We start from the raw sequence: 26,047 nt of genomic DNA, 5'->3' as shown, positions 1-26,047 counted from the left end.
CCGTGAAGTGATCTCTCCGGCGGCGCTGCCCGGCGCCGCAGAAGCGAACCGATCCGTATCCGCGGCCGCCTGCGCGCGAGCCGCGGACGTATCCGCATGGAGAGATCACCATGGTGCGCGACAGCTACGCCCCCGTCCCCGGCGCGACCCCCGAGGAGACCCTGCGGGCCTTCACCGCACGGGCGATCGCCGAGCCCGGTGTCGTCGGGCTCGTCCTCAGCGGCTCCCGGGTCCACGCCGGTATGCCGACGGTCCACTCCGACTACGACCTGCACGTCGTCGTCCGCGACGAGAGCGTCCCGGCCCTCGCCGCACTGGACCGCTTCCGCTCCGCCCACCTCGACCTCGTCGTCATCACCCTCGCGGAGTTCCGCACCCGCGGCATGCCCGGCCGCCCGGACAGCTTCGCGCGGTACTCCTACGTCCACGCCGAGGTGCTGTTCGACCGGCTCGACGGGGTCGTCGCCCGGATCCTCGACGAGAAGCGGACGCTCGGCGCCGAAGAGGCCCGGGACGCCGCCGCCGGCTGGCTCGACGCCTACGTCAACCAGACCTACCGCTCCCTGAAGAGCTACCGCGACGACCGGCCCGACCTGGGCCACCTGGACGCCGCCGAGACCGTCCCGTACGCCCTGGATGTGCTCTTCGCCCTGCACCGCCGCGTCCGGCCCTACAACAAGTACCTGCGGTGGGAGCTGGAGCGGCAGCCGCTGGGCGACTCCCGGTGGGAGGCGAACCGGCTCCTGCCGGTCCTGCGGCGCATCCTGGCCGACGGCGACCCGCCCACCCAGCGCACCCTCTTCGCCGAGATCGAGGAAGCGGCGCGCCGGGCCGGACACGACGGGGTCCTCGACGCCTGGGGCACCGATCTGAGGCTCCTGCGTCCCTCCTGACGCCAGGGCGTCTTCCACTGTTTGCGCGACTCCCCTTGCGCAACAAGGGCGTTGCCCTCGAACCTGAGCCCCGTTCAGCTTCTCCCCGCTCTCCTCCCCCACCGGAAGACACCCCCCATGAAGAGACTGATCGGCACGCTCATGGCCGCCGCCCTGGCCGTCACGGGTGTGGCCACCACCGCCGCGACACCCGCCGTCGCCGCGGACTCCGGCTCCTTCAACGTCCTCACCTACAACGTCGCAGGCCTCCCCGAGGGCCTGAGCTCCGGCAACCCGGAGAAGAACACTCCGCTGATCTCTCCTCGCCTCGGGGCCTACGACATCGTCAATGTGCAGGAGGACTTCAACTACCACGCTGCCCTGTACGCGGGCGACAACCACGCCCACCGCACCGCGACCAGCGGCGGTGTCCCCTTCGGAGACGGCCTCAACACCCTCTCGGACCACCCCTTCGAGGACTTCCAGCGGGTGAAGTGGGACAAGTGCACCGGCACCAACTGCCTTACCCCGAAGGGTTTTTCACTGGCGCGGGTACGGCTCGCCGAGGGTGTCTTCCTGGACCTCTACAACGTGCACACGAACGCGGACGCCACGGACGACGCGCTCGCCGCCCGCCGCGCCAACGTCGAGCAGCTCTCCGACTTCATCCAGGCGAACTCGTCCGGCAACGCGGTGATCGTCATGGGCGACACGAACACGCGGTACACGCGCTCCGGAGACAACATCCGCACGCTCGTGAGCGAGAACGGCCTGACCGACGCATGGGTCCAGCGTGTGAAGGGCGGGACGCCCCCGGCCCAGGGCAGTGACGCGCTCGTCTGCCCCACGACGGCACCCACGGACGACTGTGAGGTCGTGGACAAGATCCTCTACCGCGGCAGCAAGCTGATGAGCCTGAACGCGACCCGCTACCACAACGAGTGGGCGTCCTTCCTGGACCAGTCCGGCGGCAACCTCTCCGACCACTTCCCGCACACGGTCGGCTTCTCCTACACGCTCAACTCGTCCCTGCGGGCGAGTGACTTCTTCGGCGGCCCGCACGGCACGGCCTTCAACGACGCGGACGACCTGCCGTCGACCCCGTCCCCGCGCACCCTCACCCTGCGCGGCGGCGCCCGTCTGGACGCCGTGTCCCTCACCCATGACGGCGGCAGGACCCTCACCCACGGCGGCACGGCCGGGACCGCGGCCTCCCTGACCCTGGCCGCCGGTGAGCACCTGACCTCGGTCAGGCTGACGCGGGGTCAGAAGGACGGCCGTACGCGCCTGTTCTCGGCGGCCTTCACGACGGACCGGAACCGCACCCTGTCCGCCGGCACGGCCACGTCCGACGCGAAGACCTTCACGGCTCCCGCCGGCTGGCAGATCGTGGGCTTCACGGGTCGCGCGGGCGACGAGATCGACAAGCTGGGGGTCGTGTACGCGCCGGTCCGCTGAGCGGCCCGACCGACGGCGATCGGCTCCGCCCTCCGTGTCCCGTACTACGCTCCCTCTGAGCTGCGCTGATGGTCCGGGACCTGGTCCCGGCCCTGCGCGACGGCGTACGCCACGGCTCCGGGCTGCGGCTCACCGACGACGACGTCGCCTGCCCCGGAGCTGCCGCTCCGCGCTGGACGCGCTGTCGGGGTCGCGGTTCTTCGGCACGTACTCGGACCGCATGATGGTGCTCGCCCTGAAGCAGGTGCGCCGGTACATGAACGAGCCCGTCGTCCGGCAGGAGGCCCGCACACAGCCTGCTGCGCTGCCTGACGGCCCAGAAGACGGGGCGCGCGATCGCGGAGGGGCTGGAGTGACCGGCGGGGTGTGACGCCCTCATGCCTCCCATCCGCACCGGCGGCTACGATCACTCCCAGCTCCTGTGGGGCCTCACCGACGACATGGCCCTGTTCGAGAGGTAACCGCGACCCCCATGCCCAGAGCCGGACTCACCCCCGAGCGCCTCGTCGCGGCCGCAGTCGAGCTCGCCGACGAGGTCGGGGTCGAGGGCGTCACCCTCTCCGCCCTCGCCCGCCGCTTCGGGGTGAAGGACGCGAGTCTGTACACCCACGTCCGGAATCTGAAGGACCTGCGGACCCGCATGGCCCTCCTCGCCGGTGGCGAGATGATCGACCGGATCGCGGAGGCGGTCGAGGGGCGCGAGCCCGGCAGGGACACGCTCGCCGCCTTCGCCGCCGCCTACCGCGCCTACGCCCTGGAGCACCCCGGCCGGTACGCGGCGACCCAGATCCGGATCGACCAGGAGCTCGTCACCGGCTCCCCCGCGATGCGCCGCACGGCGGACGTCACGTACGGCATGCTCCGCGCCTACGGCCTGGAGGAACCCGACCTCACCGACGCCGTGCGCCTGCTGCGCAGCACCTTCCACGGCTACTGCGCCCTGGAGTCCACCGGCGCCTTCGGCGCGCCCCGTGACGTGCAGGCCTCCTGGGACAGGGCGATCGACGCCCTGCACGTACTGCTCCGGAACTGGCCCCGCGAGAAGAGGACACCCGATGGCTGAACGAGCCCGATCCGATGACACGGCCGGTGTCATAGCCGAGATCTACGCCCTCGGCACCGGCCCCTGGACCATGGCACCCGTCACCCGGGGCGCCCTCGGCCAGATCTGGAAACTCTCCGGGAACGGCCGCTCCTGGGCCGTGAAGGAACTCCTCTTCGGCTGCGACGAGGCCCAGGTCGCCCGCGAGGCCGCGTTACGGGACGCCGCGGCGGACCTGGGCATCGCCTCGCCCCGGCTCCACCCCGCCCGGCACGGCGCACACGTCTCCCGCCTCGACTCCCCGGGCGGCGGGCCCTGGGTGAAGCTGTACGACTGGATCGAAGGCGCCCCGGCCGACGTCTGCGACCCGGACGTCCTGGACTGGTTCGGCCGGACCATGGCGCTGCTCCACCAGGCCGGTGAGGGAGCCGTCGAGAGCCCGGGCGACTGGTACGAGCGGTGCCCCGACGACGCCGACTGGGAGGACGTCCTCAAGAAGGTGCGCGACGCCGGCCTGCCGTGGTCGGACGAACTGGACCGGTTCGTCGCCACGTCCGCGCCCCAGCTGGCCCACTGGGTGACCCCGTCGGCGCCCGGCGGCCTGGTGACCTCGCACCTCGACCTCCAGCCGCAGAACGTCCTGGTCGGCCGGGACGGACCGGTCCTCCTCGACTGGGACAACGCCGGACCCGTCTCGGCGGAGCGGGAGTTCGCGCGGGCCGTCTACGTCTGGTCCGGCGGCAACGACGTGAACATCGCCTCCGCGCGGCGCCTGGCGCGGGCCTACCGGGAGGCCGGGGGCCGCGCCGTCCTCACGGGCCCGGAGTCCTTCTCGCTGCTCTTCGCCACGGCTCTGAACTACATCCACGTGCAGGCCGAGACGGCCGTCGACACCGCCGTGACCGCCGAGCAGCGCGAGTTCGGGGCCCGGCAGGCCGTCACCTGGCTGCGCGACGCGCCCGACCTCGCCGCCGTCTCCCTGCTGGTCGCCGCGCTCGACACCTAGGGTCGTCGGGCCGGCCCGGCCACCTCGTCGTACGAGGGTGTCGCGCCTGCCGGTGTCCGGCCCGCGCGAATGTCCGCCACCGCCTCCAGGGCCGCGCCCAGCGCCCGCCGGTACAGCAGCGAGCCCAGGCTGACGCGGCCTACGCCGACGTCGGCGAGGTGGCGGACGGGCGGGCCGCCGGGCGAGTAGAGGATGTTGAGGGGCACGTCCAGGTGACGCACCAGGGTCTCGATCCCCCGCAGGTCGGTGAGACCGGGGACGAACACCCCGTCCGCGCCCGCCTGCCGGTAGGCGTCGAGGCGCGCTAGGGTACCGTCCCCGTCGCCCAGCCAGTGGGTGTCGGTACGGGCGTTGACGAACAGGCCGGGAGCGGCCCGCTTGACCGCCGCGATCTTCGCCGCGTGCCGGGCGGCCGGCCCGAGGCCGTCCTCGAGGTTGATGCCGACCGCTCCGACCGCGTACAGCTCCCGTGCGAACTCCGCCACCTCGTCCGGGTCGTCGCTGAATCCGCCCTCGGCGTCGACGGTCAGCAGAAACGGCTCGGACCCCAGGGCGACGGCCAGTCGCAGCGTCTCCTCCCGCGTCGCCGCCGCCCCGTCGGGCAGACCGGCGGCCGCTGCGACGCCCAGACTCGTCGTCCCGACCGCCCGGAACCCCTGCCCCGCGAGGGCCCGGGCGGAGGCGTGATCCCAGGCGTTGGGCAGGAGCAGAGGCTCCCCGGCGCGGTGGAGGCCGGCGAAGGCGGTCACGGCCCGGCCGGACGGTGTCTGCTGCGGATCCGCGGTCATGCCGCCACGTTAGGTCCGGATCGCTTCGGCGCGGACCGAAGTACGACGCCCGTCGGCGAACCGTTGGTGAGAGGGGTCAGTCGACGTTCACGCCGGACCCGTCCAGCCGGACCCGTACCGCGGGCCCCTCGCTCCAGCGGACCGTCAACTCCCCCTCGCCGGAAGCGGTTACGGCGACGGTTTCCGCCAGCGGAGCGGGATCCGCCTCGGCGGTGAGCCGGGCCAGGGCGACGAACAGGGTGGTGTCCCCGGTGGTGACGCCGCTGAGGTCGTCGTCGAGGCCCACGACGGGCAGCAGTTCCGCCCGGGTACCGTCCGGCGCGGTCCAGCCGATCACGCGGACCGCCGTCCCCGGCTCCGCCCCCGCGACCAGATGCGCACGCACCTCCGCCGCCCCGCGCGCCAGCACCACACTCGTCACCCGCGCTCCCCCGCCCGCCGTGTGCCGGGACGCCGCCCAGCCCTCGCCCACGCCGAGCGGCTCGATGCCGGTGCGGCTCGGGTCGCCGGCGACGAGGACGCTGTTGTCGAACGAGTCCACGGGGGTCGTCACGGTCGAGTACGCCAGCCGCGTGTAGTACGGGTCGTAGCGGACGTCCTCGCTGCCGTGGTTGTGGAGGCGGACCACGCCGTCGGAACGGGTGGACTGCAGCAGCCAGTTGGGAGGACCGACGGGGGTGACGAAGTCCGCGCGTTCGGCGGGGGCGGCTTCCTCCCGCGCCGTCCAGACCTCGTGGTCCGGGGGCAGGAGCAGGCCGAGGAAGCCCTTGCTCGCCCAGTACGGCGAGGCCGGGCCCGAGTAGCCCTGCAGCACGGACTCGTCGGGGCCGTGCCAGCCGAGGGAGAGCAGGCCCCGGTCGTCCACCGCGCCCCGGTCCAGGAAGTACTTCAGCGCGCCCGAGGCCAGCCGCCTGGTCCCGCCGGGGGTCAGGGGCGTACGGCCGGTCAGCGCGCCCAGCCACAGCGGCGCCGTGGTCGCGAAGCGGTACGTCAGGGAACGGCCCTGGTGCATGGGGGCGCCGTCGCCGCCGAACAGGCGGGCGTAGTCGGCCAGGTGCCGGGAGAGGCGGTCACCGTACAGCGCCAGCAGTCGCTCGTCCTGCTCCAGCCAGGCGTGCAGCACCGGGTAGAGGTGCATCGCCCAGCCGTTGTAGTAGTCGTATTTACGGCCGTCGCCGTCGGTGTACCAGCCGTCCCCGACGTACCACTGCTCGATGCGTTCCAGGCCGCGGTCGATCGCCGCGCGGGAGGCGTCCGGCTCGTGGCCGACCTCCGCCAGGAAGCCGCCCACGGTGACGGGGAACAGCTCCCAGTTGCAGGGCCAGGGCTCGGCTGTGAGGGCGTCGGCCAGCCAGGCGGCCGTCCGCTGGCGTACGCCCTCGTCGAGGCGGTCCCAGAGCACCTCCCGCGTCAAGCGGAGGGCCAGGGCGATGGACGCCGCCTCCACCAGGGGCTGGCTGCGGTCCTCGATGCGGGGCCAGACGCCCGAGACGCCGGCGGCGAGGCCGTCCGCGTAGCGCTCCAGGGCCTTCTCGTCGCGGCGGAACGCGGCGAGCAGCAGGGTGCGGGCGTAGCCCTCCAGGCCGTCGGAGAGGCGGCCCGACCAGCTGGCCCGGTCCCCGGGCAGGTGGTAGAGCGCGCGGTCCTCGGTCGCGTACGGCTCGACGGCGGTGAGCAGGGAGTCGGCCGCCGCCTCCCAGTGGGCGCGGGTGTAGCCGGTGAACGGGGACGTCGTGCGGTCGGCTGGAGGCAGCTGCATCGGTTGTCTTTCGTGCTCGGGCCGGTCGGAACGGATCGGACTCGGAACGGATCAGACCTGGAGCGCCCCGGTTCCGGTCGGGACGCCCCAGGGGTTCATCCCACCCGCACCTTGCCCTTGGGCACCAGATGCCGGGTGACGAGTTCGTCGCGGACGAGGCCCGCGTAGGCCGTCGCACCGCGCACCGAAGTGTGCGTGTTGTCCCGCGCCTCGTTGGTGAGGTAGAGCGCCTTGGAGCCTTCCACGCCGAGGGACTCCACCAACGCCTTGGTCTTCGCCGTGAGGTCGATCAGCGGGACGTCCTGCGCCGCCGCGACCGCGCGGGTGACGGCCGGGTGGTCGACACCGAGGCCGTTGACCAGGAGCGCGGTTCCGTTGTTCAGCGTGCCGTCGGGGTTGAACCAGCGCCGCACGATGGGTGTGACAAGGACCGGCTGTCCGCCCCGCTCCCGGACGCCCGCCACCAGGGTCTCCAGGTTGGCCCGGTAGGTGGCCTCGTCCGTGGTCTTGTCGTTGTGGGCGAGCTGGACCAGGACCAGATCGCCGGGGCGGATCAGGGGCCTCACGGTGGCCCATAGTTGGGGGTTCCCCAGATACGAGACCGTACTCTCCCCGGAGTCGGCGTAGTTGGCGACGGACACGCCCGCGCGGAGGTACTGCGGCAGTTGCTGGCCCCAGCCGGAGTACGGGTCACCGGGCTGGTCGCAGACGGTGGAGTCGCCGACCAGGAAGATCTGGCGGGTGTGCCGGGCGCGGGTGACCGCGATGTCGGCGAGGGCCGGGGCGGAGCCGCCGATCCTCAGGTCGAGGCCGGGGGTTCCCTCGGGGCCGGTGGGCTCGCCCTCTGGGGTGCGGACGTTCACGGTGAAGGTCCGGGTGATGCGCCGGCCGGCCGGTGCGGCCGTCTCCGGGAGCAGGGAGCGGCGGGTCTCACCGCTGACGCTCGTGCTGGACGCGGTCTTCCCGCCGAGGGTGACCCGTACGTCGTACGTGCCGGGCGGGACGTCGAAGTGGCAGGTGCCGGCGGTGCAGTGGGCGAGGCCCCGGCCTCCGCTCCCCCCGCCCGCGTGGGCGGGTACGGACGTCAACGCGGTACCCAGGGTCACCGCCGCCACGACGGCGATGCTGAAACGTCTCACTCCAGGCTCCTCCCAGCACACGACAAGACCTGGAGGGGGACCGTACCGCTCAGGACAAGCGCTTTCTAGACCCCGAACAGCATTCGACAGATCTTGGCTCGCGCATGAGTGAAAGCCCTTTCGCGAAATCGATTCAACTGTCACCCTCGCTCCCACTGCACTCCCCCCACCTCTCGCAGGAGGCACCCCCATGCCCGGAGCCACGAACAGACCGGTCGGCCGCCGCACCGTCGTCCTCGCCGCCACTGCCGGTGCCGTCGGCGCGGCCCTCACCCGCACGGCGCACGCCGCCGGTTTCGGCTGGACCGACGACGGCTCGCACTACGTCGTCGACACCGGCGCCCAACTCGTCCTCAAGGTGGACAAGTCCACCGGCGACCTCACCTCCCTGGTCTACCGGGGCACGGAGTACCAGGGCTACGGCGGCATGAACTCGCACATCGAGTCCGGCCTGGGCGCCTCCACCGTGAGCATCAAGCAGTCCGGTTCGACGATCCTGATCTCCGTCACGCACGGCACGCTGAAGCACTACTACGCGGCCCGCAGCGGCGAGAACAACGTCTATCTGTGGACGAACAAGGCCGACGCGTCCGTCTCCGCGACCCGGTACATCGTGCGCGTGAAGAAGGGCGCGTTCCTCAACGACGAGCCCGACTCCTACACCTACGCGCCCACCGCCATCGAGGCCTCGGACGTCTTCCGGAAGTCCGACGGCCAGACCCGCTCGAAGCACTACTCCAAGCGGCGCGTCATGGACTACGACCACATCGGCTGGTCCGCCGGCGGCGTCGGCCTGTGGATGGTGCGCAGCAACCACGAGAAGGCCTCCGGCGGCCCCTTCTACCGCTCCCTGCTGCGCCACCAGAGCGCGGACGGCGGTGGTCTGTACGAGATCCTCTACTACGGCCAGAACCAGACCGAGGCGCAGCGCTTCGGCCTCCAGGGGCCGTACGTCATCGCCTTCACGGACGGCGGGGCACCCTCCTCGGCGCTGTACCCGGGCACGCTGACCACACCGTGGGCCGACTCGCTCGGCATCGCGGGGTACGTGCCGGCGAGCGGCCGGGGCAAGGTGGCGGGCGTGGGGATCTCCGGGCGGAACACGGCGTACCCGTACACCGTCGCGATCGCCAACTCGACCGCGCAGTACTGGGGTTCGGCGCGCGACTCGGACGGCCACTTCTCCCTTTCCGGTGTGCTGCCGGGGACGTACACGCTGACCGTCTTCAAGGGCGAACTGGCGGTGTACACCACGTCGGTGAGCGTGTCGGCGGGCGGCACGACGACCCTGAACACGCTCGCGATCCCGTCCTCCAACGACCCGTCGAACGCGGGCGCGATCTGGCGGATCGGCGACTGGAACGGCACGCCGGGCGGTTTCAAGAACGCGGACCTGATGACGTACGCGCATCCGTCGGACGTGCGGGCCGCGTCCTGGACCGGGAACGTGGTCGTCGGCAGCGGCGAGACGGCGGCCTTCCCCTGCTACCTCTGGAAGGACGTCAACAGCGGGATCCTGGTGTACTTCCGGCTGACGGCGGCCCAGGCGGCCGCCGCGCACACCCTGCGCATCGGGGTGACGACGGCCTACGCCAACGGCCGGCCCCAGGTCACCGTCAACGACGCCTGGACCTCGGCGATCCCCGCCCCGCCCACCCAGCCGAACACCCGGTCGCTGACCAACGGTTCCTACCGGGGCAACAACCACACGTTCACGTACAGCGTCCCCGCGTCCGCCTGGAAGACGGACACGAGTCAGTACAACGTGCTCAGGATCGACGTGGTGAGCGGGTCGGGGGCCGGCGGGTTCCTCAGCGCGGGGACGGCGGTCGACGCGATCGACCTGCTGGCCTGAGCCGGGTCAGGTACCGCGCGTCCACTGCTGGTTGGTGCCTCCGTTGCACGTGTACGTGATGAGCGCGGCACCGTTGGCGGTGGACGCGCCGTTCACGTCGAGGCATTCGCCGCTCGCGCGGGACTTGACGTTCACGTACGAGCCGGTGGTGGTCAGCGACCACTGCTGGCTCGTCGCGGAGGAGGCGCAGTTCTCCTGCGTGACCGTGCTCGCGTTCTCCTGCACGCACAGGCTGCTGTTCCTGACCATCAGCTGGTAGTAACCGCTGCCGACGGACTTGAACCAGTACTTCTGGTTGGTGCCGCCGTTGCAGTCGTACTGCTTGAGTTGCGCACCCGCCCAAAGCGACTGGCTCGTCACGTCCGCGCACTTGGAGGAGTGGCGGGCGATCAGCGTGTTGTACGTGGCGCTGGTTCCGGTGACGGTCCCGGCGGCCGTGTCGATCGTGACCTCGGGCGACCAGGACATGGCCATCGTGGTCGAGTTGGAGAAGGTCAGCGGCAGCCACACGTACCGGGAGTCGTTGACCGTCCCGTTGAAGGAGTTGCCCCAGCGGTCGCCCAGGTAGAGGTACGACGTGCCCGAGGTGCCCTGCACGGGCAGGACGAACGCGGTCTGCGAGCCGTACGCCGTCGAATCGCCGATGTTCTTCATGGCCGACCAGGGGCCGCCGATGCTGGTGGCCGTGGCGTACTGCTGCTGGTTGGGGTTCCAGCCGGTGGCGCCCGAGGTCAGCATGAAGTACACGCCACCCCGCTTGAACAACGCGGGCGCCTCGCGGTGGCCGCCCGGCCAGGGGTTGGCGACCAGGCTCGCGATGCCGGTGTAGTCGGCGGTGAGGCGGTAGATCTGGAGGTCGTAGTTCTCGCGGGCGGCAGAGATCATGTACCCGGCGCCGTCGGTGTCGACGAAGACCGTGATGTCACGCGACATGTGCTGGCCGAGCGGGCGGAAGCTGCCCTTCCAGGTGTAGTTGCCGTCGACCGTGTCGGAGACGGCGACGGCCGCGCGGGCCTCGCTGTAGTCGGTGCCGTTCTCCTTGTGCATCCACATCACGAACTTGCCGGTGGCCGCGTTGTACATGACCTTCGGCCGCTCGATGTTGGCGGTCCCGAGCTCCGGGTCGCTCGCCTCGGTCAGGACGTGGTTGCGGAACTCCCAGTTCTTCAGGTCGGTCGAGCGGTAGGCGTCGACGTACCGGAAGGTGTTGTCGGCGTTGCGGTGCTCGCCGAACCAGTAGTAGTAGGAACCGACTTTGAGGACCCCGCCGCCGTGCGCGTGCACGGGGTTGCCCGAGGTGTCCTTGAACTGGGTGCCGTTGGTGAGGGTCTGGGGCGCGGCCTGGGCCGGCCCGGCGGTGGCGAGGGCGCCGAGCAGCCCGAGGCAGAGGGCGAGAAGAGCCGCGTACGCACGTCTCATGTCATCCACTCACCTTCACCGTGTCGGCGACCGGGATGCCGAAGTCGGGGGTGCCGTCGCGCTTCCAGCCGAGCTTCTGGACGCGGGTGTGGCGGTTGGGGTCGTTCAGGGGGTCGCCGTTGATCTCCTTGTACTGGCGGGCGTGGTAGACGAGGACGTCGGTGCGGCCGTCCTCGGCGACGGTGAAGCAGTTGTGGCCGGGACCGTACTGCATGGTGGTGTCGTTGCTGGTGAAGACGGGCGTCGGCGACTTGGTCCAGCTGATGGGGTCCAGCAGGTGGCTGTCGGCGTCCGCGGTGAGCAGGCCCATGCAGTAGTTGAAGTCGGTGGCGCTGGCCGAGTACGTCATGAAGAGGCGGCCGTTGCGCTTGATGACGTACGGGCCCTCGTTGACCTTGAAGCCGATGCGCTCCCAGTCGTACTCGGGGGTGGAGAGCCGCACCTGCGGGCCCTTCAGGGTCCAGGGGTTCGCCATCTCGGACAGGAAGATGCCGGTGTTGTTGTCCATTCCGGGCTCGTGCTGCGCCCAGGCGAGGTAGCGCTTGCCCCGGTGGGTGAAGGTGGTGGCGTCCAGGGAGAAGGTTTCCCACGCCGTCTTGACCTGGCCCCGCTCCACCCAGGTGCCCTTGAAGGGGTTGGGGTGGGCGTTCTCCAGCACCCATATGCGGATCGCCCAGACGTCCTCGGCGGGCGCGGAGGCGAAGTAGATGTACCACTTGCCGCCGATGCGGTGGAGTTCGGGCGCCCAGATGTGGGCGCCCATGGGGCCGGTGGGGTGGGCGCGCCAGATGACGGACTCGTCGGCCGTGCCGAGGCCGTTCAGAGTGCGGGAGCGGCGCAGGATGATGCGGTCGTACTCGGGGGCGGTGGCGGTGAAGTAGTAGAAACCGTCCTTGTGCCGGTGGATGTGCGGGTCGGCACGGTTGCGGACGAGCGGGTTCACGAAGGGGACCGGCTTCGGGCGCCCGGCGGTTGTTCCGGCAGCGGTTTCTCCCTGGGGCGCCGCCTCGGCGACGCCGGGGAGGGCGGGGACGGCGGCCAGGGCGCCGGCGGCTGCGGCACCCTTCAGCAACAGTCTGCGGCTGGGGGGTTCGGGCAGAGCGTGGTCGCGGTCGCGGCTCATGCGGTGGGGCCTGCCTCTCACTGGGGGGACACACGGCGTTGTCGTCCGATGCCGTCTGAGATTTCGAACACCATCTGTCATTACGAACGCCGAAAAGGTAAGGGGGTGACACGAGGAGGTCAACGGGTCTGACGGGACCAACACGCCCGGTCGGTTTCGGAAAGGGCCCGCCGAATTTTCTGTTATCCGCGGGGACATGGCCCGTCTCCGGTCATGTGCGCAGCCTCACCCACACCACAGCAGCGGCCGCCGGCGTCCTCGCGGCGGTCGCGTCCCTGCTCACCGCTCCCCCGGCGACGGCCGCGGGCGCCCGGGACGTCACGGCCGACGTGCTGGCCGGCCGGGACGTGACGCTCGGCGGCGACACGGTCGTCACCGTGCCGCCCGGGACGACGAGGTACGACGGCGTGTTCCGCGGCGAGGGCACACTCACGGTGCGCGGCAGCGGGACGCTGGTCCTGACCAAGGACAGCGACTTCACGCTCCCCCGGTCCCGGCAGGGGCAGCGGGTGCGGACGGCGGGCGGCAACCACCCGTACGTCACCGTCACCCGGCCCGATCCTCCGGCGGTCACGGTCGAGCGCGGCGCGACGCTCCAGTACGGCGACGGCGGTACGACCGGCCTGATCGGCCACTTCCCGTACGACACCCCGGCGTTCCGGCTCAACCAGGACAACATCCGGGTCGACGGCACCCTCCGCCTCTCCCTCAAGAGCGCCTACAACCTGGGCACGGTCAGCGGCTCGGGCCTGATCACGCAGCCCAGGTTCCTCTGGGGCACGTGGGACCTGCCGGGCACCCACTCCTTCTCCGGGGTGATCGACAACGGCACGCAGGCGAACGCCGGGCGGCCCGAGTACGCGACCTCGCTCCCGCGCGTCCGCAAGATCCTCAACCAGGGCACCTGGACGGTCGACACCCCGCTGGGCCGCACCGTCACGATGGGCATGGACTTCTACCAGCGCGAGTACGGCAGCGACATCAACGTCCAGTCCCGGCCGGGCGGCAAGGTGATCCTGACCGGCCAGTACAGCTGGTCGGACCAGGGCGGCGACACGGACCCGTCGCTCAGCGATCCGGCCCTCAACTGGACGCCCGCCCGCAAGAACGTCAACAAGCGCGGCACCAACATCAAGGGCGCGAACGTCCAGTGGGGCGACGGCACGACCGACAGGATCTTCATGCCGGGCACGGCGGAGACGGTCTACATCAACCTGCTGGCAGCCCGCTCGCGCTCCCGGCTGACCCTCGACTACAACGGCCCGGTGACGCTCGGCGCCCCCATCGGCGGCGGCAGATTCCACGACACGCTGTCGGCCCCCGGCGCCGGCGACGTCGTCATCGCGGGCACCCCCGGCAACGACGTGACCTTCGCGGCCGTGCAGTACTACGACGGCTCCACGACGGTGGAGAAGGGCGCGATCCTGCGCCTGGGCAGCGGCGAACGGGGCGGCGACGGCGGCCTGCACACGGGCGGCACCCACGACCGGATCGTCAACAACGGCTCCCTGATCCTGCGCAACACCGGCAGGCCCCTCACTCTCTCCCGCATCGACGGCAGCGGCTCCCTCACACAGTCGGGCGCCGCCACGACGACCCTGACGGGCGGGGCGGTGACGTACACCGGGCCGACCACGGTCTCCCGGGGCACCCTCGCGCTGCGCGGCGGAGCCACACTCGCCCACAGCGAGGCGATCCGGCTCACCTCGGCCGGGGCCGGGCTGGACGCGAGCCGCTCGGGCCTGCGCGTGACGACGACGCTGACCGGCAAGGGCACGGTACGGGGCGCGGTCACCAACGCAGGCACGGTCACGACGGGCCTCACCGTCAACGGCCCCTACACCCAGCGCCCGAAGGGCTCACTGGTCCTCCGGGACAAGCCGCTGACGGTGACGGGCCGGGTCCGGCTGGCCGGGGACCTCGACGCCTCGGCCGCGCCCGGGGCCACTCGCGAGATCACCGTGCTCGACCACAGGGGCGAGGCGAGGACCTCGGGAACCTTCACCGGTCTGAAGGAAGGCGCCCGCCTGAAGCTGTCCGACACCACCTACCGCATCAGCTACCGGGGTGGCGACGGCAACGACGTCGTCCTCACACCCGACCGCGCCCCGAGCCAGTCCCCCACCACCCCCGCACCATCCGCCGCAACCCCCCGCAGCACCGGCGCCTCGACCCGGGCCGGCTTCGGCTGGTGGCCCTACGCCCTCGGCTCCGCCCTGATCATCAGCCTCGCGGTACCGGTGGCGGCGGGACGGGCGCGGCGCGGCCGACGGCATGCGGGCCGAGCGCGCCGGTGAACGGCCCGGTGCTCACAGCTCGGACTCGCCCCACACCGTGACGTCCACCTCGTCCCCCACCGTCAACTTGCCAGGGCGGAGCACCGCGTACTTCGTGCCGAAGGCGACGCCGCCCTGGGTGGCGCGGCGGTAGCCGGCGAGGGTGCGGAGGGGTTCCGGGCCTGCTCGGGTGCCGGCGTGCTGGTCGACCAGGGTGACCGCGCAGCGGATGGCGAGTTTGGCGTAGCCGAGTTCCGTGTCGCCGATGCGGAGGCGGTGGGCGCGGTCCTCCGTGTGGGGCTCGTCCCAGCCGTCGATGACGAGGTTGGGGCGGAAGCGGTCGACAGGGAGGGGGTGGGCGCCCCGGGCGGCCATCCTGGTGTCGAGGAGATCGAGGGTGGAGCGGGAGATGACGTGCAGCGCGCAGCTGTCGGCGTAGCCGGAGGTGCCGGGTGTCAGGCCGTCGGTCACCCGGTCGTGTTCGGGCGGTGTCCGTACCAGCCGGCTCCGTGCGCCGAGCACATCCGAGAGCCAGTCCGCTGCCTCGTCGCCCTGGTCGATCCCCGGGTAAGCGGTTCCGAACAGGTCCACCTCCCGCCGGGTGCCGGAGGTGTCCACCCGGAGGTGGAGGGGCTCGGCCTCGGGCGCGGTCAGCGTGAGCCGGTCACCCTCGGGGGTGATGAGGGGGCGTATGACGGCCAGCAGCGGATCCCGGCGCTGCGTCCGGTACACGCCCTCCTCGCTGACGACCATGAAGCTGCGGTCGTGCGCCAGTCCCGCCGGGGTCAGCAGCGCCTCGCGTACCGACGTCCCGGCGCATCCCTTGACGGGGTAGTACGCCAACTCGACGACCCGTGCCATGACTTCCGTTCCGTCCCGCGGTTCAGCGGCCGCTCGGGGCCTCGGGAAACCCGAGTCGGGGAGCCAGCAGCCGTGCCTCGGCCGCCCATTCGGCCAGGTACGCCAGGGTCAGGCCCCGTTCCCGGTAGCGGAGTTCGGCCGCGACGGCGCCCTCGCCGCCGTAGGCCACCTGCTCCTCGTCCGCCCGCGCCAGCATCAGTGCCGTGAGCCAGTCGTACTTCACCGCGGAAGCGCACACGCCGAGTCGTACGAGGTGTTCGTCTCCGCGCCAGCCGCTCTCGCGCAGTCCGTGCACGTAGGCGTCGTACGCCGCCTTGGCCAGGCCCGGCAGCTCGGCGGCCGGGACGAACAGGTCGAAGACGCAGTCCGGGAGGTAGTTGCCGAGGTCCTCCCCGAGGGCGCCGTCACCGGTGAACGCCCAGTCGAGCAGGACGCTGGTGCCCGCGCCGCCGGTGCGGACGTTCGCCGGCCACTGGTCGAGGTGACAGAGGGCGCGGGGCAGCGACTCCATGACCGTGAGGAACCACTCGCGGTCGTGGTGGAGGCGGACCATGTCGTCGCGGAGGCCGGGCGGGAAGTGCCGCCGGATCAGAGGGTGTTGCCACGCCTCGTCGTCGTCGAGCAGGGCCTCACCTGTCGTCCTCCCCGTCGTGTAGTCCCGCAGGAAGCGCTGCGAGAGCCACGGGGCGTCCTCCCCCGCGCCCACCGCGCCCTGTGCGGCGCCCATGCGGTGGGCGTGGTCGATGTGGCGGGTGAGGGGCCAGGCGGTCGCCGGTCCGCCCGGCATGTCCTCCAGCCACAACGCCACGTCGCCGTCCGGCCGTTCGACGCACTCCAGCAGCCGGGGTGCGCGGATGCCCTGCCGCTGCCAGACCTGGGCGAGGCCGGACCGGTAGACGTACGCCTCCCGGCGCCAGAAGTTCCAGTGCCGCGGGTCGTTGGACGCCGACCAGGCGACCTCGGTCTCCTTCGTCCGCGTCAGCACCTTCAGGACGGCCGAGCGGTCGCCGCCGGTGACCCGCCACACCCCGGCCGTGACGCCGTTCCACGGATTGTGCGTGAGCGGCTCGAACCCCGCCTTCCGCGCCGGGACTCCCAGGACCTCACGTACTTCGGCATGCGCTGCAGCGACCTCGGGCATCCCCCGATGCTATGCCGACACCTCCGCCGTGTCCTTGCGTCCCCGCAGCCACACGTACACCGGGATGCCGGCGAAGAGGAACAGCACGCCCTGGTACACGGCCGCGTACCCGGCACCGGCGATCAGCCAGAACGAGAAGCCGAAGGAGAGCACGGCGACCGTCAGGTCCCGGGCGAGGCCGGCGGGGCGGACGCGCTCGCGGGTGCCGCGGGCCAGCCAGTACAGCTGGGCCGCCGCCGACAGCAGGTAGGGCACGCAGCCGGTGAACGTCGTGATCAGGACGAGGACGCGGAACGTGGTGTCCGGGCCGGCCGTGTAGTTGAGGGCGATGAGGAGGCTGCCGAGGACCGCGCAGGCCCACACCCCGAAGCCGGGGACGCCGCCCTTGCCGAGGCGGGCGAAGGGCGCGGGGAAGAGGCCGTCGCGGGCGGCGGCGTACGGCATCTGCGCGGCCATGAGGATCCAGCCGTTGAGGCAGCCGGTGATCGAGGCGACGGCGACCAGGGCGATGGCGGTGCCGCCCCAGCCGCCGCCGGTGATCGCGTTCACGGCGTCGGCGAAGGGGGCGCCCGAGTCGACGAGCCGGTCGTGCGGGACCAGCCCGAAGACGGCGATCGTGCCGAGGACGTAGACGAGGGCTGAGGCCAGGGTGCCGAGGACGCTCGCCCGGCCGACCGTGCGCTCGGGGTCGCGGACCTCACCCGCGCTGACCGCGGCCGACTCGACTCCGAGGAAGCTGTACAGCAGCAGCGCGGCGGAGGCGGCGAGCGCGCCGGAGACGCTCTGGCCGGAGGCGTTGAACGGGCCGAAGTTGTCCGCGTCGACGAAGAACAGGCCGACCATGGCGAGCAGGAGCAGCGGCACGAACTTCAGGATCGTGGAGACGACCTGCACCGTGCCGACCCAGCGCGTGCCCGCGAAGTTCGCGGCGGCGGGCAACCACAGGGCGGCCATGGCGACGGCGGCCTGCAGGACGTGGTTGCCGTGCAGGGGTATCAGGACGTCGACGTAGCCGACGACCGCGACGGCCAGGGCGGCGATGCTGACCCAGCACATCGTCCAATACGACCAGGCCGACAGGAACCCGGCGAACTCGCCGAAGGCGTCCCGCGGGTAGACGTACAGACCGCCGGTGACCGGGCTGCGCCGCGCCAGCCTGCCGAAGAGCAGCGCGAGCAGGACGGCTCCGACCGAGAGCACGAGGAAGGCGAGCAGGCTGATCGTGCCGTACGGGGCGACGGTGGCGGGCAGGGCGAAGATGCCGCCGCCGATGATGTTGCCCATGACGAGGGCCGTGGCGGCGGCGAGGCCGAAGGTGCGACGGGGAGCCGGGGCCGCGGCGGCCGTGGCCGGCTCGGGGGACTCGGGGGATTCGGGGCCGGCGGGCTCGGCGGCCTCGGAGGGGCGGGGGACGGTCATGGGTGTTCCTGTACAAGCGGAGGGGGAGGGCCGTGATCGTAACCCGTCGTCCCACATGCTGGTCGATCTGTTCATACACTGGACACAACCGGTTGGGGTCGGCCGCCGCTTCTCGACTACCGTCGTCGGCATGACCAGCACCCTCACCCTCGCCGAAGCCCTCGCCGCCGGGACGGTCGTCCTCGACGGCGGCATGTCCAACCAGCTCGAGTCGGCCGGGCACGACCTGAGCGACGAGCTGTGGTCGGCGCGGCTGCTCGCCGAACAGCCGGAGGCGGTGACCGAGGCGCACCTCGCCTACTTCCGGGCGGGTGCGGACGTGGCGATCACCTCCAGTTACCAGGCCACGTTCGAGGGGTTCGCCAAGCGCGGGATCGATCACGACCGGGCGGCCGAACTCATGGCGCTGAGCGTGGAGTCGGCCCGGGAGGCGGCCCGGCGGGCGCGTGTCTCGCGGCCCCTGTGGGTGGCCGCCTCGGCCGGTCCGTACGGGGCGATGCTCGCGGACGGTTCGGAGTACCGGGGGCGCTACGGGCTGAGCGTGGACGAGCTGGAGCGTTTCCACCGGCCGCGCCTGGAGGTGCTGGCCGCGGCCCGGCCCGACGTCCTCGCGCTGGAGACGGTCCCGGACGCCGACGAGGCCACGGCCTTGCTGCGGGCGGTGCGCGGGCTCGGGGTGCCGGCCTGGCTGACGTACTCCGTCGCCGGTGGCCGCACGCGCGCCGGGCAGCCGCTGGAGGAGGCCTTCGCCCTGGCCGCCGAGGCGGACGAGGTGATCGCGGTCGGGGTGAACTGCTGTGCGCCGGAGGATGTGGACGCCGCGGCGGCGACGGCGGCGCGGGTCACCGGCAAGCCGGTCGTCGTCTATCCCAACAGCGGCGAGACCTGGGACGCCGAGGCACGCGCCTGGGCCGGCCGCTCGACCTTCACCGTCGGCCAGGTGAAGGGCTGGCAGCAGGCAGGGGCCCGGTTGATCGGCGGCTGCTGCCGGGTGGGGCCGGACGGCATCGCGGGCATCGCGGGAGCACTGGGGGCGGCGTAGCGCGACGGCCCCCCGCACTGGCCCGGGCGGTCCGCGCGCACCCCTCCTCCGCCTCCCCTCTCCGCTGCTCGCCTCCCTCGGGTGGGCGCCGTCAGCGGCGTCGGAGGGCGCCGGAGCGGCGGAGTCGCCGCACGGCTGACCGCAGTTCCGTACCGCGGGTGGGAGACACGTCGGCCGGGACCGCCGTGGGTGTGGGTTCCGGGGGCCTGAGGGCGTCGGCCTTCCAGAGGGCGAGTTCGCGGTCCCGGGGGCCGTAGGCCGTGTAGGCCGTCGCGTCCTCGGCGTCCGGTGCGCGGTCTCCGAACACCCGCACCGGGTGCGTGTCGTCCCAGCGTTCCCAGCCCGGGTCGCCGTCCGTCGCGAACCGCACCCACGCCGTGTGCATCGCGTCGGCCAGCTCCTGCGGCGCGCCCTCCCCCGCCAGTTTGCGGGACTCCAGGGCCTCCCCGGTGTCGAAGACGAAGCCCAGCTCCAGCGCGTGGCAGGCGCCGAGGTCGGGCAGGTTCGAGGGCCAGGCGAACTCGTAGACGTACGAGGGTTCCGTGCGGGCGTCGGCCAGGTGGTGCAGGGGGATGCGGAGGAGGTGGTCGGTGACCAGCTGGCCGACGACGTCCGCCGTGCCGGCCTCGGGCTGCAGGGCGCGGTAGCCGCGCGGGACCTCGCTGCCGCAGTGGCAGCGGGCCATGGCTCCCGCGAAGGCGACGGCTCCGAGGCGGTCCACGCGGTCCATGAGACCGCCCGGGACCAGCCACAGCCGGTACTCGTCGCGGGTCCAGCCCGTCAGCAGTTCGACGCCCGGGGCGGCGCCGCCCTCGGTGAGGGCCTGAAGGGGGTCGCGCGGGACGGTGTCGCCGTCGATGACGATACCGAAGGCGGGGCCGCCGACCACCGGGCTGCTGAGCTTGCCCACCTCGGCCTGGGTGTGCAGCAGCAGCTCGCGGTCGACGGCGGCGAAGGCCTCGGCGGTGGCGGGGATCTTCAGCCGGGAGGCCATACGGCGGACCATCCGCCGTACCTTGGCCCGCTCGGACGCCTCGGGCGGCCCGCTCTGCAGGACGGCCCGGCGGACCAGACCCTGGGTCTGCGGGGCGGCGATGAGGGCGCCGATGCTGATCGCCCCGGCGGACTGACCGAAGAGGGTGATGCGGCCGGGGTCGCCGCCGAAGGTCTCGATGGCCTCGTGCACCCAGGTCAGGGCGGCGATCTGGTCGCGCAGTCCGGGGTTGGGGGGCGTGTCCGGGAACAGTCCGTAGCCCTCGACGCCGAGCCGGTAGTTGATGGAGACACAGACCACGCCGTCGCGGGCGAAGGCATGGCCGTCGTAGACGGGGACGGCGGACGAACCCCTGGTCAGGGCGCCGCCATGCAGCCAGACGAGGACGGGGAGCCGTGCTCCGGGGGCCGGTTGCGGGGTCCAGATGTTGAGGTTGAGGCAGTCGTCGCCCGGCACGACCGGGTCGGACAGGTAGTGCGCGAAGGCGTCGGAGTACGGGGGTTTCGGCGGGGTGGGGCCGAAGGCGGCGGCGTCGCGGACGCCGTCCCAGGGCGGGAGGGGCACGGGCGGGCGGAAGCGGCGGGGACCGAAGGGGGGCGCCGCGTACGGGATGCCGCGGAAGACCGCGACGCCCCTCTCGTACCTGCCGCGTACGGCCCCGTACGGGCTCCTGACCACGGGATCCGTCCGGCCTGCCGTCATGCGCCCACCAGCCCTTCGCCGCGCTCGCACCGGTGCTACCAGAGCACCTCATGGTCCACCGGTATTCCGGTGAACGAGCCGCCTTGACCGCTATTTGGCGTACATCAGGGTGCCGAACCCGAGCTGGTCGTAACCGCCGCCGGTGGTGCCGGGAGTTGACGGTCAGCCTCCGCCGGCCGGAGGCCCAGGGGTCGTCGCCCGCGGCGCCCCTGACCTTGGCGCGGTTCACGGCGGACTTCACCGGGTTTCGGCTGACCTGCACACCCGGCTGAGGGCGTTGTTCGGGGTTTCGAAAGTTTTGACCGGCGTGAAGCAGTGAATTCATCTCCCTTCCCGCCGTCCTGCGCCGCATCTACAGTAGGAAGCGCTTTCTGCCCGGTCGGACCTCGTAACCGCCGTGTGCAGCGCTGGTCGAAACTTTCCACGGCCCTCGGGCGGGCCGGAGAGGTGGGTTCCCGATGGTCCGTACGGCGAGTGCGAGCGTGGCTGCCGGTCCGACGCTGGCGGTCGTGGCGCGCGAGGCGGGGGTGTCGGTGCCGACCGCGTCGAAGGTGGTCAACGGCCGCGAGGACGTGGCCCCCGAGACCCGCCGCCGCGTGACCGAGGCACTGGACCGGCTCGGGTACGTGCGCAGACCCCGCTTCGACGCGGCGAAGCCGCCCCGGCTGGTCGATCTGGTCGTGCACTCGCTGGAGAGTTCCTGGTCGGGCGCGGTGCTGCACGGGGTGGAGGAGGCGGCGCACGACGCGGGTCTGGAGGTCGTCGTGTCGGCGGCGCTGATCCGCTCCCGGGTCGGCCGCCCGGAGCGCGGCTGGCTGGACAAGCTGGTCGCCCGGGGCTCCTCCGGGGTCCTGTTCAACCTGGCCGAGCTCAGCGACTCGCAGTACGCGTGGCTGGAGCAGCACCACATCCCGTTCGTGATGATCGACCCGGTGCAGGAACCGCCGGAGGGCGTGGTCTCGGTGGGAGCGGCGAACTGGCAGGGCGGTCTCACGGCCACGGAGCATCTGCTGTCGCTCGGGCACGAGCGGGTCGCCGTCATCGCCGGTTCCCGGCGCACGATGTGCAGCAGCGCGCGGGTCGCCGGGTACCGCTCGGCGCTCGCGTCGGCCGGGGTCCGGCACCGCGCCGAGTACGTCCGGCACGCCGGATTCGACGAGGGCGTGGCCCACCGCCGCATGCGGGAACTCCTCGACCTGCCCGAGCCGCCGACCGCCGTCTTCGTCTGCTCGGACCGGATGGCGCTGGGTGTCTACGAGGCCCTGGCCGAAAGGGGGTTGAGGGTCCCGGACGACATCAGTGTGGTCGGCTTCGACGACCTGCCCGAGGCCCGCTGGGCCTCCCCCGGCCTGACCACCGTCCGCCAGCCGCTGTCCGAGATGGCCGCGACGGCCCTGCGGTCGCTACTGCGCATGATGGACGGCCATCATCCGGAGAGCACGCGGACGGAGTTGTCGACGCGGCTGGTGGAACGGGCGAGCACCGCGGTGCCCCGCGCGTAGGTGCCCGGGAAACCGCCTGCTGCGAGCGGCGGGCGCGCGTGGTGCGCGTGGGTCGACGGTGTGCCGGTGGGGAATGCGCCCACACGGGCGGGGAGTTGGCTGGTGTGTCAGGTCCGCCGCCGGTGTGGCGGCGGCCGCACTCAGCGAAAGGACCGCCGGTCATGACGCGCGACCAGCGCACGATCACCAACCCGGCCACGCTCCACGATCCCACGCCCTTCGGCTACAGCCACGCCGTGTCTGCACCGGGTGAAACCGTCTTCATCGGCGGCCAGTACGCCTCGGACGCCACCGGCGCGCCGGTGCCGGGCGACTTCGCGGCGCAGGTGGAGCTGGCCTTCGACCGGCTGCGTTCAGCCCTGGAGGGGGTGGGTCTCGGCTACGAACACGTCGTACGGCTCGGCACGTACATCGTGGACCACGACCCGGGCAAGCTGGAGATCCTGGGCAAGGCCCTGCTCGCCCGCTTCGGGGAGCGGCTCCCGGCGCAGACGCTGAGCGGGGTCGCAGCTCTGGCGCTGCCGGGGATGCTGTTCGAGGTCGACGCGGTCGCGGTACGGCCCGCTGTGCCGGAGGGGGCCTGACGGACCCGGCCCTCGCGGGGCGCACGGGACGCCGGTCCCTGGTCGCGCGGGTGTCCGCCGCACCCCCCTCGTGCGCGTCGCGCGCCCGCCGTCGGGGGGAACTGGCCGGGGCGGGCCGGCGTCGAACGATGCGGTGGGGAGGGGCCGGTGTCCGGGGGCGGGGCGGCGGCGAGCAGTTGGGGGACGACCATGACACGCTGGCGGCCGCTTCCGGACGTACTGCCGAGGGAGGCGCGGCACTTGGTCGAGCAGCTGCGGGCCTTGAAGGACCGTACGGGTCTCAGCCTCGCCGAGCTGGCCCGGCGGACCGCTTACAGCAAGTCGTCGTGGCAGCGGTATCTCAGCGGGGCCAAGCAGCCGCCGCGGGGAGCGGTGCAGGCGCTGTGCCGGGTGGCGGGGGCGGACCAGGCGCGGCTGCTGGCGCTGTGGGATATGGCCGACCAGGCGTGGCCGCACGGGGCGGCGATGGCGGCCGGGCCGGTGGAGCCCGTGGCGGACGCGCCGCCGGCCGGTGCCGAGTACCGGCGCTGGCGGGCGGCGGCCCTGGTGTCGTTCGCGGTCATCGTCGTGCTGCTGGCCGGGCTGTTGTGGGTGCTGCCGGTGGGGAGCGGGTGACCGTCAAGGCCTTCCGCTCCCCCGGCGACGGTGTCGCTCAGCCGAGCGTGCGGTAGTGGGCGTACTTCCACGGCCCGACGTTCTTCAGCTTCACCTGGTACTTGCCGCCCACGCGCTTGAAGTTGACGTTCCGCACGAGGCCCTTGTACTGGACGATGTTGCCCGGAAGGCTCTGGAGCCGGGTCTGGGCGAAGTCCCAGCTCTCGCTGTCGACGGTGCCGTCGGTCTCGGGGAGGTTGTGCCGGCTCTGCCACCACTGGGTGGCCGACTCGGTCTCCGGACCGAAGGAGCCGTCGATCCGGCTCTTCCTGAAGGGCTGCCACTCACCCTCTTCGTCCTCCCACTCGGCGCCGTCCGCCCACAGCACGGTCTCCCACAGGGCGACGGCGTTGCCCCTGGAGTAGGCGTCGACGCCGAGGTTCTCCTCGTCCTCCCAGTCGTTGGTCACGGCGCCCTTGCCGTCGATGCCGAAGTAGGCGGGCGCGGCGTTCGCCGCCGGAGCCAGGGCGATGCCGGTCCCCCCGGCCCCCAGCACCACGGCCGTCATCATCGCCACGGCCCGATTGCGCATGCTCATGCGGTTGTCCTTTCCGAACCGCCGTCCCCCGGCAGGTTTCCCCTGGGGCGGCTCGTCTCGTCTGGCACGGCACAGCGTCACGGGCCGGCGGTCCCACGGCGAGCCCTGCCGGCGGCCCCGGACCGCCCAGGGACGGTTCACGCACGGGGCTGCGGGCGTCCCGTGCGGGGGCGGGTCGCCGGGGGCCGACCCAGGTCGGGGGCGGACGGCGGCAGGCGCGGCGGCGAGGCCCGCGCGGCTCAGGGCAGCGGGAGCCGGGCCGCCCAGGTGATGCCGCCCAGGAGGTGGGCGCGGAAGGCCGGGTCCTCGTAGGCCTCGCGGGCGTGCCCGAGGGCCGTGTGGAAGACGCGGCCCGCCCCGTGGTCGCGGTACCGGACCAGGGGGCGGCGGCGAGGGACCAGGGGGCGGCGCCCATGCCGCCGCCCTCGTAGGAGGACTCGTCGGCGGTGGCCAGGACGCGGACCCGGCCGCGCGGATGCCGGGCGACGAGCGGTCGGGCCGCCATGGCATCCGAACCCAGGAGATCCGGGGCCGCCGGGAGGCTGTTGCGGCGACCGAAACTTTCGGGCCCGTCACGGCCGAACGGCCACCGCGGGGCGTCCGGCACGGGCGTCCGTTTTCTTCAAGACCGGGCGTCGCGGGCCTGCCTACGGTGGCTCCATGACTGCACGATTCGATGCCATCGGCCTGGTCGTCTCCGACATGGCCGCCTCCGTCGCGTTCTACCGCCGGCTCGGGTTCGCCTTCCCGGACGGCGCCGAGAACCAGCCGCACACCGAGGCCGGACTCCCCGGCGGGCTGCGGCTGTTGTTCGACACCGAGGAGACGGTCCGCTCCTTCCTGCCCGAGTGGCAGCCACCCGCGGGCGGGGGCCGGACCTCGCTGGCCCTGCGGTGCGAGGGGCCGGAGGAGGTGGACGCGCTGTACGGGGAGCTGGTCGGCTCGGGTCACCACGGCGAGCTCAAGCCGTGGGACGCCTTCTGGGGGCAGCGGTACGCCGTCGTGCACGACCCGGACGGCAACGGGGTGGACCTGTTCGCCCCGCTAGCCACCGCTGCCGAGTAGCTCACCCAGCGGCAGGCCCGACAACTCCCTCACGTCACGGGCCAGATGGGCCTGGTCCGCGTAACCGGCCCGGGCGGCCGTCTCCGCGAAGGCCACACCGGTCCGGGCCAGCGCGAGGGCGCGGTGCAGCCGCAGGATGCGGGCCAGGGTCTTGGGGCCGTAGCCGAAGGCGGACAGCGAGCGGCGGTGCAACTGGCGCGCGCCGAAGCCGAGTTCGTCGGCGGTGGCGGCGACCGGACGGCCCGCGTCGAGGGCGGTGACGACCTGCCGGAGCAGCGGGTCCGGGGGTTCGGCACCGGCCGCCTGCCGCAGCGCCAGGTCCTCCAGGCCGCTCGCCGGGTCGGGGGCCGCGTTCACACGATCGGCCATTCGCCGCACCTGCGAGGCCGGCCACAGGTCCGCGAGCTCGACGCGCCGGTCGCGCAGCTCGTGCGCCGGCACGCCCAGGAGGGCCGGGGCCGTGCCCGGGTAGAAGCGGACCCCGGCCCAGGGGCCGGTCGCACCGTCCGGGAGGTACGCACGGGTGTCGGGCCCGGCGACCATCAGCCGCCCGTCGTGCCACAGCAGATCCATGCACCCGTCGGGCAGGACCCGCCCCACCCCGGGCCGGGACGGGGTGTTGGTCCACACGACCGCCCCGGGCAGCCGCGACGCCCGCTCCACGTACACAGGGGCCAGGCTACGCCGCCGGACGGAAGGGCGCCGGGCCCGGCCGGGCCGTGCCCCGGACCGCCGGACCGCCGGGGAGCCGGGGAGCCGGAACCGGCGAGTCGGCCACGGCACCGACATCGCCCGCTCAAGCCGACAG

22 protein-coding genes and 1 pseudogene are annotated in these 26,047 nt (G+C 72.5%); 11 read left to right on the top strand and 12 right to left on the bottom strand.

Translation table 11 applies throughout. The features are described from left to right. Positions 1–110: 110 nt before the first annotated feature. The 4 genes from AB0G20_RS24060 (at position 111) to AB0G20_RS24045 (ending at position 4,378) form a co-directional block, all read left to right on the top strand. Positions 111–893, top strand: coding sequence for a hypothetical protein (locus tag AB0G20_RS24060; RefSeq protein ID WP_361305768.1), 783 nt, complete (start codon positions 111–113; stop codon positions 891–893). Positions 894–1,010: 117 nt separating this feature from the next. Then, positions 1,011–2,330 (top strand): jacalin-like lectin, encoded by a 1,320-nt coding sequence (locus AB0G20_RS24055; protein WP_361305766.1) that lies wholly within the window; start codon positions 1,011–1,013, stop codon positions 2,328–2,330. 472 nt (positions 2,331–2,802) lie between these two features. Further along, complete coding sequence (locus AB0G20_RS24050) at positions 2,803–3,393, top strand: WHG domain-containing protein (RefSeq protein WP_361305764.1); 591 nt, start codon at positions 2,803–2,805, stop codon at positions 3,391–3,393. Further along, a complete protein-coding gene (locus AB0G20_RS24045; RefSeq protein WP_361305762.1) occupies positions 3,386–4,378 on the top strand; it encodes an aminoglycoside phosphotransferase family protein in 993 nt (330 codons plus the stop codon). Before AB0G20_RS24050 ends, AB0G20_RS24045 begins: the two co-directional genes overlap by 8 nt. Here the strand turns inward: AB0G20_RS24045 and AB0G20_RS24040 are convergent. The 3 genes from AB0G20_RS24040 to AB0G20_RS24030 form a co-directional block, all read right to left on the bottom strand. Continuing rightward, positions 4,375–5,166: an isocitrate lyase/phosphoenolpyruvate mutase family protein gene (locus AB0G20_RS24040; RefSeq protein ID WP_361305760.1), complete on the bottom strand. Its 792-nt coding sequence runs from the start codon at positions 5,164–5,166 to the stop codon at positions 4,375–4,377. The two genes, AB0G20_RS24045 and AB0G20_RS24040, sit on opposite strands and share 4 nt — an antisense overlap. A gap of 76 nt (positions 5,167–5,242) precedes the next feature. Beyond that, the gene (locus AB0G20_RS24035) at positions 5,243–6,925 is read right to left on the bottom strand and encodes a DUF2264 domain-containing protein (protein WP_361305758.1); all 1,683 of its coding nucleotides are present in this window, start codon (positions 6,923–6,925) and stop codon (positions 5,243–5,245) included. 95 nt (positions 6,926–7,020) lie between these two features. Next, positions 7,021–8,064 carry a rhamnogalacturonan acetylesterase gene (locus tag AB0G20_RS24030; RefSeq protein WP_361305756.1) on the bottom strand — a complete coding sequence of 348 codons (1,044 nt, stop codon included), beginning with the start codon at positions 8,062–8,064 and terminating at the stop codon, positions 7,021–7,023. Between the two features lie 190 nt (positions 8,065–8,254). On the opposite strand from AB0G20_RS24030, the gene AB0G20_RS24025 reads away from it, so the two are divergent. Next, positions 8,255–9,919, top strand: coding sequence for a rhamnogalacturonan lyase B N-terminal domain-containing protein (locus AB0G20_RS24025; RefSeq protein ID WP_361305754.1), 1,665 nt, complete (start codon positions 8,255–8,257; stop codon positions 9,917–9,919). A 6-nt stretch (positions 9,920–9,925) separates the two neighbouring features. On the opposite strand, the gene AB0G20_RS24020 is transcribed toward AB0G20_RS24025, so the two are convergent. Together AB0G20_RS24020 and AB0G20_RS24015 are read right to left on the bottom strand one after the other, a co-directional pair. After that, positions 9,926–11,338 (bottom strand): RICIN domain-containing protein, encoded by a 1,413-nt coding sequence (locus AB0G20_RS24020; RefSeq protein WP_361305752.1) that lies wholly within the window; start codon positions 11,336–11,338, stop codon positions 9,926–9,928. 1 nt (position 11,339) lies between these two features. After that, positions 11,340–12,461, bottom strand: a complete 1,122-nt coding sequence (locus tag AB0G20_RS24015) for a glycoside hydrolase family 43 protein (RefSeq protein WP_361305750.1) — start codon at positions 12,459–12,461, stop codon at positions 11,340–11,342. 215 nt (positions 12,462–12,676) lie between these two features. On the opposite strand from AB0G20_RS24015, the gene AB0G20_RS24010 reads away from it, so the two are divergent. Continuing rightward, positions 12,677–14,758 (top strand): autotransporter-associated beta strand repeat-containing protein, encoded by a 2,082-nt coding sequence (locus tag AB0G20_RS24010; RefSeq protein WP_361305748.1) that lies wholly within the window; start codon positions 12,677–12,679, stop codon positions 14,756–14,758. Positions 14,759–14,770: 12 nt separating this feature from the next. On the opposite strand, the gene AB0G20_RS24005 is transcribed toward AB0G20_RS24010, so the two are convergent. The 3 genes from AB0G20_RS24005 to AB0G20_RS23995 are packed head-to-tail and all read right to left on the bottom strand — an operon-like array spanning position 14,771 to position 18,158. Next, positions 14,771–15,598, bottom strand: coding sequence for an MOSC N-terminal beta barrel domain-containing protein (locus AB0G20_RS24005; RefSeq protein ID WP_361305746.1), 828 nt, complete (start codon positions 15,596–15,598; stop codon positions 14,771–14,773). Positions 15,599–15,620: 22 nt separating this feature from the next. Next, the gene (locus tag AB0G20_RS24000; protein ID WP_361305744.1) at positions 15,621–16,739 is read right to left on the bottom strand and encodes an aminoglycoside phosphotransferase; all 1,119 of its coding nucleotides are present in this window, start codon (positions 16,737–16,739) and stop codon (positions 15,621–15,623) included. 9 nt (positions 16,740–16,748) lie between these two features. Next, entirely contained in the window at positions 16,749–18,158 is a 1,410-nt protein-coding gene (locus AB0G20_RS23995; RefSeq protein ID WP_361305742.1) for an amino acid permease, read from the bottom strand. Positions 18,159–18,288: 130 nt separating this feature from the next. Between AB0G20_RS23995 and mmuM the strand changes: the two genes are divergently transcribed. Then, positions 18,289–19,200, top strand: a complete 912-nt coding sequence (mmuM, locus tag AB0G20_RS23990) for a homocysteine S-methyltransferase (RefSeq protein ID WP_361305740.1) — start codon at positions 18,289–18,291, stop codon at positions 19,198–19,200. 91 nt (positions 19,201–19,291) lie between these two features. Here the strand turns inward: mmuM and AB0G20_RS23985 are convergent, their stop codons facing one another. Then, complete coding sequence (locus AB0G20_RS23985) at positions 19,292–20,896, bottom strand: carboxylesterase family protein (RefSeq protein ID WP_361305738.1); 1,605 nt, start codon at positions 20,894–20,896, stop codon at positions 19,292–19,294. 458 nt (positions 20,897–21,354) lie between these two features. On the opposite strand from AB0G20_RS23985, the gene AB0G20_RS23980 reads away from it, so the two are divergent. The 3 genes from AB0G20_RS23980 to AB0G20_RS23970 all read left to right on the top strand — a co-directional run bounded on the left by AB0G20_RS23980 (position 21,355) and on the right by AB0G20_RS23970 (position 23,597). Beyond that, entirely contained in the window at positions 21,355–22,398 is a 1,044-nt protein-coding gene (locus AB0G20_RS23980) for a substrate-binding domain-containing protein (protein WP_361305736.1), read from the top strand. A gap of 161 nt (positions 22,399–22,559) precedes the next feature. Next, positions 22,560–22,982 carry a Rid family hydrolase gene (locus AB0G20_RS23975; RefSeq protein WP_361305734.1) on the top strand — a complete coding sequence of 141 codons (423 nt, stop codon included), beginning with the start codon at positions 22,560–22,562 and terminating at the stop codon, positions 22,980–22,982. Between the two features lie 189 nt (positions 22,983–23,171). Further along, entirely contained in the window at positions 23,172–23,597 is a 426-nt protein-coding gene (locus AB0G20_RS23970; RefSeq protein WP_361305732.1) for a helix-turn-helix transcriptional regulator, read from the top strand. 37 nt (positions 23,598–23,634) lie between these two features. Here the strand turns inward: AB0G20_RS23970 and AB0G20_RS23965 are convergent, their stop codons facing one another. Both AB0G20_RS23965 and AB0G20_RS23960 read right to left on the bottom strand, forming a co-directional pair. Then, on the bottom strand, positions 23,635–24,174 hold the full coding sequence (locus tag AB0G20_RS23965; protein WP_361305730.1) for a peptidoglycan-binding protein: 540 nt from the start codon (positions 24,172–24,174) through the stop codon (positions 23,635–23,637). A 239-nt stretch (positions 24,175–24,413) separates the two neighbouring features. Next, positions 24,414–24,652: pseudogene (locus tag AB0G20_RS23960) on the bottom strand (ThuA domain-containing protein); the annotation flags it as partial. 182 nt (positions 24,653–24,834) lie between these two features. On the opposite strand from AB0G20_RS23960, the gene AB0G20_RS23955 reads away from it, so the two are divergent. Further along, on the top strand, positions 24,835–25,239 hold the full coding sequence (locus tag AB0G20_RS23955) for a VOC family protein (protein ID WP_361305728.1): 405 nt from the start codon (positions 24,835–24,837) through the stop codon (positions 25,237–25,239). Here AB0G20_RS23955 and AB0G20_RS23950 read toward each other — a convergent pair. Continuing rightward, positions 25,219–25,908: a helix-turn-helix domain-containing protein gene (locus AB0G20_RS23950; RefSeq protein WP_361305726.1), complete on the bottom strand. Its 690-nt coding sequence runs from the start codon at positions 25,906–25,908 to the stop codon at positions 25,219–25,221. The two genes, AB0G20_RS23955 and AB0G20_RS23950, sit on opposite strands and share 21 nt — an antisense overlap. Positions 25,909–26,047: the final 139 nt, after the last annotated feature.

The organism is Streptomyces sp. NPDC024017 (assembly GCF_040638895.1).
Classification (GTDB): Bacteria; Actinomycetota; Actinomycetes; order Streptomycetales; family Streptomycetaceae; genus Streptomyces.
The sequence above is the reverse complement of the archived record's forward strand: the minus strand, read 5'-3'. Positions and strand labels throughout refer to the sequence as shown.

Bases quoted from the DNA above. Each gene is read 5' to 3' on its own strand.
- AB0G20_RS24060 (WP_361305768.1), top strand. From the start codon at position 111: ATGGTGCGCGACAGCTACGCCCCCGTCCCCGGCGCGACCCCCGAGGAG.
- AB0G20_RS24055 (WP_361305766.1), top strand. From the start codon at position 1,011: ATGAAGAGACTGATCGGCACGCTCATGGCCGCCGCCCTGGCCGTCACG.
- AB0G20_RS24050 (WP_361305764.1), top strand. From the start codon at position 2,803: ATGCCCAGAGCCGGACTCACCCCCGAGCGCCTCGTCGCGGCCGCAGTC.
- AB0G20_RS24045 (WP_361305762.1), top strand. From the start codon at position 3,386: ATGGCTGAACGAGCCCGATCCGATGACACGGCCGGTGTCATAGCCGAG.
- AB0G20_RS24040 (WP_361305760.1), bottom strand. From the start codon at position 5,166: ATGACCGCGGATCCGCAGCAGACACCGTCCGGCCGGGCCGTGACCGCC.
- AB0G20_RS24035 (WP_361305758.1), bottom strand. From the start codon at position 6,925: ATGCAGCTGCCTCCAGCCGACCGCACGACGTCCCCGTTCACCGGCTAC.
- AB0G20_RS24025 (WP_361305754.1), top strand. From the start codon at position 8,255: ATGCCCGGAGCCACGAACAGACCGGTCGGCCGCCGCACCGTCGTCCTC.
- AB0G20_RS24020 (WP_361305752.1), bottom strand. From the start codon at position 11,338: ATGAGACGTGCGTACGCGGCTCTTCTCGCCCTCTGCCTCGGGCTGCTC.
- AB0G20_RS24015 (WP_361305750.1), bottom strand. From the start codon at position 12,461: ATGAGCCGCGACCGCGACCACGCTCTGCCCGAACCCCCCAGCCGCAGA.
- AB0G20_RS24005 (WP_361305746.1), bottom strand. From the start codon at position 15,598: ATGGCACGGGTCGTCGAGTTGGCGTACTACCCCGTCAAGGGATGCGCC.
- AB0G20_RS24000 (WP_361305744.1), bottom strand. From the start codon at position 16,739: ATGCCCGAGGTCGCTGCAGCGCATGCCGAAGTACGTGAGGTCCTGGGA.
- AB0G20_RS23995 (WP_361305742.1), bottom strand. From the start codon at position 18,158: ATGACCGTCCCCCGCCCCTCCGAGGCCGCCGAGCCCGCCGGCCCCGAA.
- mmuM (WP_361305740.1), top strand. From the start codon at position 18,289: ATGACCAGCACCCTCACCCTCGCCGAAGCCCTCGCCGCCGGGACGGTC.
- AB0G20_RS23985 (WP_361305738.1), bottom strand. From the start codon at position 20,896: ATGACGGCAGGCCGGACGGATCCCGTGGTCAGGAGCCCGTACGGGGCC.
- AB0G20_RS23980 (WP_361305736.1), top strand. From the start codon at position 21,355: ATGGTCCGTACGGCGAGTGCGAGCGTGGCTGCCGGTCCGACGCTGGCG.
- AB0G20_RS23975 (WP_361305734.1), top strand. From the start codon at position 22,560: ATGACGCGCGACCAGCGCACGATCACCAACCCGGCCACGCTCCACGAT.
- AB0G20_RS23970 (WP_361305732.1), top strand. From the start codon at position 23,172: ATGACACGCTGGCGGCCGCTTCCGGACGTACTGCCGAGGGAGGCGCGG.
- AB0G20_RS23965 (WP_361305730.1), bottom strand. From the start codon at position 24,174: ATGAGCATGCGCAATCGGGCCGTGGCGATGATGACGGCCGTGGTGCTG.
- AB0G20_RS23955 (WP_361305728.1), top strand. From the start codon at position 24,835: ATGACTGCACGATTCGATGCCATCGGCCTGGTCGTCTCCGACATGGCC.